This window comes from Elusimicrobiota bacterium (genome assembly GCA_026388155.1).
Taxonomy (GTDB): Bacteria; Elusimicrobiota; Elusimicrobia; order Elusimicrobiales; family UBA9959; genus UBA9634.
Map to the genome: position 1 here is coordinate 92,547 of JAPLKI010000020.1, position 6,315 is coordinate 98,861.

At 50.3% G+C, this 6,315-nt stretch carries 8 protein-coding genes and 1 pseudogene; 1 reads left to right on the top strand and 8 read right to left on the bottom strand.

The window, feature by feature from the left end; genetic code table 11:
* Positions 1 to 89: 89 nt before the first annotated feature.
* A complete protein-coding gene (locus NTX59_09565) occupies positions 90 to 371 on the bottom strand; it encodes a hypothetical protein (protein ID MCX5785923.1) in 282 nt (93 codons plus the stop codon).
* A gap of 226 nt (positions 372 to 597) precedes the next feature.
* Here NTX59_09565 and NTX59_09570 point away from each other — a divergent pair, with 226 nt between their 5' ends.
* Positions 598 to 1,572: an MBL fold metallo-hydrolase gene (locus NTX59_09570; protein MCX5785924.1), complete on the top strand. Its 975-nt coding sequence runs from the start codon at positions 598 to 600 to the stop codon at positions 1,570 to 1,572.
* Positions 1,573 to 1,653: 81 nt separating this feature from the next.
* On the opposite strand, the gene NTX59_09575 is transcribed toward NTX59_09570, so the two are convergent.
* The 7 genes and pseudogenes from NTX59_09575 to tuf form a co-directional block, all read right to left on the bottom strand.
* Positions 1,654 to 2,319 carry a DTW domain-containing protein gene (locus NTX59_09575; GenBank protein MCX5785925.1) on the bottom strand — a complete coding sequence of 222 codons (666 nt, stop codon included), beginning with the start codon at positions 2,317 to 2,319 and terminating at the stop codon, positions 1,654 to 1,656.
* 15 nt (positions 2,320 to 2,334) lie between these two features.
* Positions 2,335 to 2,652, bottom strand: a complete 318-nt coding sequence (locus NTX59_09580) for a hypothetical protein (GenBank protein MCX5785926.1) — start codon at positions 2,650 to 2,652, stop codon at positions 2,335 to 2,337.
* A gap of 198 nt (positions 2,653 to 2,850) precedes the next feature.
* On the bottom strand, positions 2,851 to 3,561 hold the full coding sequence (locus NTX59_09585) for a Tim44-like domain-containing protein (GenBank protein ID MCX5785927.1): 711 nt from the start codon (positions 3,559 to 3,561) through the stop codon (positions 2,851 to 2,853).
* Positions 3,562 to 3,818: 257 nt separating this feature from the next.
* The gene (locus tag NTX59_09590) at positions 3,819 to 4,460 is read right to left on the bottom strand and encodes a transposase (GenBank protein MCX5785928.1); all 642 of its coding nucleotides are present in this window, start codon (positions 4,458 to 4,460) and stop codon (positions 3,819 to 3,821) included.
* Between the two features lie 199 nt (positions 4,461 to 4,659).
* A pseudogene (locus NTX59_09595) lies at positions 4,660 to 5,168 on the bottom strand (ORF6N domain-containing protein).
* 452 nt (positions 5,169 to 5,620) lie between these two features.
* Positions 5,621 to 5,959: a 30S ribosomal protein S10 gene (gene rpsJ, locus NTX59_09600; GenBank protein MCX5785929.1), complete on the bottom strand. Its 339-nt coding sequence runs from the start codon at positions 5,957 to 5,959 to the stop codon at positions 5,621 to 5,623.
* Positions 5,960 to 5,966: 7 nt separating this feature from the next.
* On the bottom strand, positions 5,967 to 6,315 hold a 349-nt coding region (tuf, locus tag NTX59_09605; GenBank protein MCX5785930.1), incomplete at its 5' end, for an elongation factor Tu.

Genomic DNA, 6,315 nt, shown 5'->3' on the forward strand with positions numbered 1-6,315 from the left:
CCAGTCTCGTGTTGTTCACCGGATATGCGGGAAACGAAAGCATCTTATCGCCCGCGTAGAAACCACAAAAAGCTCCTGCTGCCTTTTCCTTATTTGAAGACCAACATTAATAAATACGGTGAGACCGCCAATACGTGGCAAACCAGCAGGGAGAAGAGACCTATCCCCATATATTTCCGCTTCTGGTATAAATACATTGACAGCATTAATCCCCCAAGCGCGGCAGCCGCCAATAACGGAGTTACCCACATATAATTATTTATTGGCAAAGTAAACTTCAAGGCAAGATCAAATATGCCTCCAATGAGAACAAAACCTATCAGAAAATCAAAAAACTTACTACTCCTGGTCACATAGATTTTATCTTCCATGATTTTTAACCTTTTTACTCCCCCATTATTTCAAATTGACTTTGCCGTAACCCAGCCCCTTAAAAAGGTGCCTGGCACCTTTTCTCTAATATTCTAGCAAAAGGCTCCTGCTGCCTTTTCCCGCAAATGACATGGGCACTATAGGCACTTTGGCCCTTTATAAAATACACGGTTCCGCTACAATATATTATGAACCTGCGGGCATTTCAGTCAAAAGTGAGACATCATGAATAAACTAACCGGTATTTTATCACTCCTCCTGCTCGCTTCCTCCAATCTCTGGGCCCAGCTCAACGTTTATTACGTGGACGTCAACCAGGGCGACTCCGAATATATAGAACTTCCCTCCGGCAAGAACGTCCTTATAGACGGCGGCCCGGCCGGCGACCAGATCTATAAATTCCTTAAAACCAAGGGCGTGACCACAATAGACTATGTGGTGCTGACCCACCCGCACAGCGATCATTTTGTCGGCCTCAAAACGGTCTTCAACAAATTCGAAGTCAAGAACTTTTACGACAGCAAACTGGACGACATAGACGCCATGGGCGACGAGGAAGTGCGCGCGCTCGCCAAAGTGGAGCCGGGCTGCAAGGTGCATTACCCCGAGATAGGCGAGATGCTTAAATGGGACCCGAAGGTGAAAGTGAAAGTCCTCAATAACTGCACGAAGCCCGCCCAGAGCAATAACAACGACGACACCAATAACTGTTCCATAGTCCTCAGCATATCCTATAACAGGAGCAACCTGCTTTTCATGGGCGACGCCGAGGCGACGATAGAGGCCAATATGATACGCGATTTTAAAGCGGACCTCCCCGCTTATGCGCTGAAAGTCGGGCACCACGGGTCGCGTGGGGCCTCCTCCACTGAATTTCTGAACGTCGTGAAGCCCAAGGTGGCCATAATTTCGGTCGGGTTGAACAACGTATACGGGCACCCACACAGGGAAGCCCTCGACCGCCTGCGGGCCTCGGGCGCGAAGATCTTCATGACCACCACCGGCGGCACCCAGTCGCTTTCCATCCCAGCTCCCAAGAAGGGCGTGGAACCTGTGCTGGAAGGGCCGGTCCCCTACGATCCTGCGGCCGTCCAGCTGCCGCCCGCTGTTAAGGACATAGTCTATGTTCCGCCGGTAGAGGCGCCCATAAACGTGAACTCCGAAGTTCTGGGCCAGCTCCAGCAGGCCGCCGCAAAGTAAAACCTGTTTAAAAAAGAAAAGGCCGTCCGTGCAATCCGGACGGCCTTTTTTTTGAACCCCAAAAGGCTACTGCTTTTTCCTCTATGAGCAACGTCCCATATGCCCCTGGTAATTGATCTGGGTATCAACCAGTTTTTTAAAAACAACCATCAGGGTTTCACTTTGTGCATTAAGATTTTCATAGCCGGCTTCTTCAGCCTCCTTGCCTAAATAGTAGATGGCCTCTATGGTAGAAACACAGTGTTCCCTGGGCTGTTTTTTAATCGCAAACCGGGAGATATAGCTGCGGGAAAAAGAGAGCCGGGGTAAGGCGCGGATGTTCTGGCTTCTGTTTAAAAGACTTTTGGCGCAGGCCCATGTCCCGTCTATAACAAAGATCAGAAGAGTTTTCCCTTCCGGTCCGGGGAGATCGTTCCCCGGGGTTTTGAAATTCACGGCTTTAGGCCCGGGGTACAGGACAAAAGGGCTATAGGAGGGGTCCCGGAGCAGGGAATTAACCCGATCATTGCTCGTAAAATCAGTCCCTATTAAAAGTTCCGAGTTCGTTAAGCATAATTTTGCAAGCCGGGCTGTCCCCGTTTTTTGTCTTTTGGCTTCTTTGGCATGCATGAGGATCACGAAGTGCATCCTCGTAGAGAAGGGTTTTATGCCGTCACATAAACAGTTCTTTTTCGCCCTATAGCAGGCATAGCACTCCTCGCGGTTATCGCTCCGCGCATCTTTTAAAAGTTCGGTTTTTTTAACCATGAAAGCAGGCGTCCCCTACTTCCGGCCGGTTTCACCGGCCGCGGGCTTCTCGAAATATTGGGTTATGTCTATCCCCTCGCTCAGGGCTATCCTGTAGGAGATACGCCTCAGGAAGCTCCCCAGCGACGATAGCCCCGCCATCACAAGTAGGGTCACCGCGTAGGCTATCCCCGTCTTGCCGAACTTGAAGTATAACACCACAGGCCACACTATAAGGATAAGGACTATCCCCAGCAGGCCGGCGGAATAAAGCCAGTTGCCGATGCGCCAGAACCAGCACCCGCGCGAACCCCGGCGCACCATCTCCTTGTAAAGCGGATAATCAGGCTGCATATGTCTAGTCCCTTTCCGATATTCTACCAAAACAAAACCGCCAGGCTTTTTACCACGCACTTTGGCGCTTTTGACAAAGTGCATGGCCCCGGCGGCTTCGCTCTTCAGAAGTTAGGAAGATAGGAAGCTGCGTCCCCTATCCCCTAAAACCGGCGTCTGCTGTAAAACGCTAAAAATCAAAACCTGACCCCATTACCCTCACGCCTGCTCGCTCTTGGACTTGAACGAAGAGAGGTCGTCGAGACCCACATCCTGGTCTATATCGTCGAGCACCCAGCGGCCGTCATCGTCCCGGATGAATTTCCACAACTCGGAAAATTTTCCGGCTTCGTCCGGGTTTCCCTTTATCACTTCGCCGGTGTTATCCTTCACCGTATAATCTATCATCGAGCCGCTGATGTAAACCCAGAAAAGGTCCTTAGAGTTGTCTTTGTAATCTATCGCTTCCACGATCTTAGCCTGGAGAAGATTGATTTCTTTCAGAATGTTCTTCTCATGGTCTTTGATCATCAGGTCCGTCTGCGCCTTGTGCTTGTCGTACAAGCCCCGGCTCATGTAGTCCCTGGCCAGGTCCTGGTTCCTTTCCATCCAGGCTTCCTGTACCTTGAAGTAGCATTCCTCTATCCTGTGCTTTAAACTCTCCATCCTCCAGCCGCTGTCCGTGACTGAGATCTTTTCTATGAGCGCGTCAGCCTCTTGATTCTTCCGGGAGATCTTAAAGTGGAGAATACCGATGTAGATCAGAAGGAACGGGTAGAGAATGATCCCCAGGATCCCGCCCCCGCCTCCGCCCCCGCCGCCTCCGCCCGCCCGGGCGTAAAGATCAGCCGGCAGCAGGGCGGAAAGCAGGAAAAACAGCGTAACGATGCCGCAGCCGCTGGAAACTGTTTTTTTAAAGCAATTGTTCATAGTTCCTCCGAAATCCGCAGACGACCTTAAAAAAGATACCGGGTACCTTTTCCCAAACATCTTTTGCACTTCTAAGGTGTCAAATCGGCATCTTAGAGAACGACTGAATACTATTATAAGGATATCACAAACTGTGATATCCTTACAAAGCCCCGTCCCGAAAAATAAAAAAAACCTTTTACCAATCCCGGGAGAGGTGGTCACAAATTGTGACCTTGAACAATGTGGCATCGCATTTTTCGATACCAAGTTTAATTTTAAAAAACTCCCGCTGCCTTTTTGAGGGAGTGGCGGAAAAGGGCGTCGCCCAGAATGCCGTTGCGTTCTTTATTCAGTATATTCCACTCTTTTTCAGGGATGGGTTGGCCTAGGAAGTCCAAGTAGGCCGCGCGGGCGCGCTCCAAGTTGTCGCTGAAAAACAGCAGCGCCTCTTTTGGGTTGGAGACGACCCTGTCCGTGTCTCCCAGGTAAGCCCGGTGACTGCTCCAGTCATATTCCTCAGGCGCGGACACAATGCCGGCCTTTACCGGATTCATATGAATATACCGCAGCAGAGCCAGAAAATAACGGTCTTCCTGAACCAGCTTGCTTTTAAACCGGCTTTCAAACAAATGCCCCGTCTTACCGTGCCGCTTATTAAAATAAATTGAGTAGTCCAGGTTAAGCCTGTGCATGGCCTCGCTGATATTTGGGAGGAGCGTTTTAAGAAAAAGATGTATATGGTTGGACATCAGCGCGTAGGCGTATATTTTCAGCCGGAAAGCTGAAATTACGCTGCAAAGCAGGTCCAAGTAATATCTCCGGTCGTCATCATCCCCGAAGACATCCCCCCGATCATTCCCTCGGCTTCTAATATGATAAACCGCCCCCGGATAAGCTATCCTCAAAGCTCTAGGCATAAGCCCCCCTTAAAAAGGTACCTGCTACCTTTTTAAGTATAGCAGGTGAACACGACAACAGTCTGTCGCGTTGGTTTTTGCCTATGAAGAGATGATTTTACCGCCCCCACCCCAAAAAGGTACCTGGTACCTTTTCCCGACAATGGGCGATTAATTATAAGGCTGGCTGCAACCACTGGGCAAAAGCGATAGTATCAATCTACTTTTCCGGTTTAAAGCCGATGATTTTTCTGTGGCCGAGGTCGGGCTCAACGGGCGGGGCCATCAGCATTTTTATGGCGTCAAAGACGCTCTTAAACTGCGCGTCGTATTTCTTTTCCAGCTCCGCCAACTTGCGGGCCAATTCTTTATGAGTATTAAGCAACTGGCGCAACTTAACAAAAGCCCGCATTATCTGAATATTGACATCTATAGCACGCCGACTCCTCAGGACGGATGAAAGCATCAATATTCCATGCTCTGTAAAAGCATAGGGCATTTTCTGGTTCCACCCCAACTTGATGTTCCAATTTGGAACATCAAGTTTTTAAACTCATCTTTCTGTAACTGAAACATAAAATCACCTGGGAATCGCTCCGGATTACGAAAAACCGCTTTATTTAAATCCCGTGTACCGACCCTATATAGAAGCGCAAGGTCCCGATCAAGCATAACCTTATACCCGCGGATAAAAAGTATTTTTTGTTCTATCGCATCTGCCGGAATCATAGATTTCATATTTCCCCCATATAAATAAGCTTTTACACAAATATCCTAGCAGACCAACGCGACAACCGTCTGTCGCGTTAAGATGGGCGGGTAAGTGCGATGTATCATGAACAGGGCGCCCCGCACTTTTTCACAAACAGTGCCAAAGTGCGGGGCAAGGGGTCAATAACCTTAAATTTAAGAACACGCCGGGGAATAATTTGGAGGGGTGGCGGCAGGGTGTATTTGCGGGGGTTTTCCGGACCGCGACCTGGGCATTCAGGAGCGGGAGGATAAGGGCGGCCGCGCTGGCCGACCCGGCCCCCGCAAATACACCCTGCCGACAGGCCCCCGCTTAGTTATACCGTATAGTCGGCGTTACCGATTATATAAAGAACTCAATAATAAACCCGGGATGTTCTTTTGGAACATCCCGGGTTGGCAAAAGCACTGACTGGTCTAAGACAAGGCTGTTACAGCTTAATCTTAACCTCAACACCGCTCGGTAGGTCCAGCTTCTTCAGCTCGTCCACCGTTTTCGAAGTCGGACTAATAAGCTCGATAAGCCGCTTGTGAATGCGCATCTCGAACTGCTCACGCGATTTTTTGTCCACATGCGGAGACCGGTTCACCGTGTACTTCCGGATCTTCGTCGGCAAAAGCACCGGGCCAGCAATAAGCGCACCCGTCCGCTTCGCCGTCTCAATAATACGCGCCGTGGACTGGTCAATAAGCCGGTAGTCGTAAGAATTCAGACGGATACGGATCCGCTGCTCGTCAGCCTTCTTCTCTTCTTTTTTAGGTTCGGTCATAGTTTCCTTATTCGACGATCTCCGTCACCACGCCCGCACCCACCGTGTGGCCGCCCTCGCGGATGGCGTAGCGCAAACCTTTTTCCATGGCTATCGGCGTTATAAGCTCCACCGTTATCTCCGTGTGATCGCCCGGCATTATCATCTCGGCCCCGTCTTTCAGCTGCACCGAGCCCGTAACGTCCGTCGTCCGGAAATAGAACTGCGGCTTATAGCCCTTGAAGAACGGCGTATGCCGCCCGCCTTCATCCTTCGTCAGAATGTAGGCCTCGCCCTTGAATTTCTTGTGAGGCGTGCAGGTCTTGGGAGCGGCTATCACCTGCCCGCGCTCCACCTGGTCTTTTTCAATGCCGCGC

Excerpts from the sequence above, each read along its gene's own strand:
- rpsJ (MCX5785929.1), bottom strand. The coding sequence starts at position 5,959 with ATGACCGAACCTAAAAAAGAAGAGAAGAAGGCTGACGAGCAGCGGATC.
- NTX59_09565 (MCX5785923.1), bottom strand. The coding sequence starts at position 371 with ATGGAAGATAAAATCTATGTGACCAGGAGTAGTAAGTTTTTTGATTTT.
- NTX59_09570 (MCX5785924.1), top strand. The coding sequence starts at position 598 with ATGAATAAACTAACCGGTATTTTATCACTCCTCCTGCTCGCTTCCTCC.
- NTX59_09590 (MCX5785928.1), bottom strand. The coding sequence starts at position 4,460 with ATGCCTAGAGCTTTGAGGATAGCTTATCCGGGGGCGGTTTATCATATT.
- NTX59_09580 (MCX5785926.1), bottom strand. The coding sequence starts at position 2,652 with ATGCAGCCTGATTATCCGCTTTACAAGGAGATGGTGCGCCGGGGTTCG.
- NTX59_09585 (MCX5785927.1), bottom strand. The coding sequence starts at position 3,561 with ATGAACAATTGCTTTAAAAAAACAGTTTCCAGCGGCTGCGGCATCGTT.
- NTX59_09575 (MCX5785925.1), bottom strand. The coding sequence starts at position 2,319 with ATGGTTAAAAAAACCGAACTTTTAAAAGATGCGCGGAGCGATAACCGC.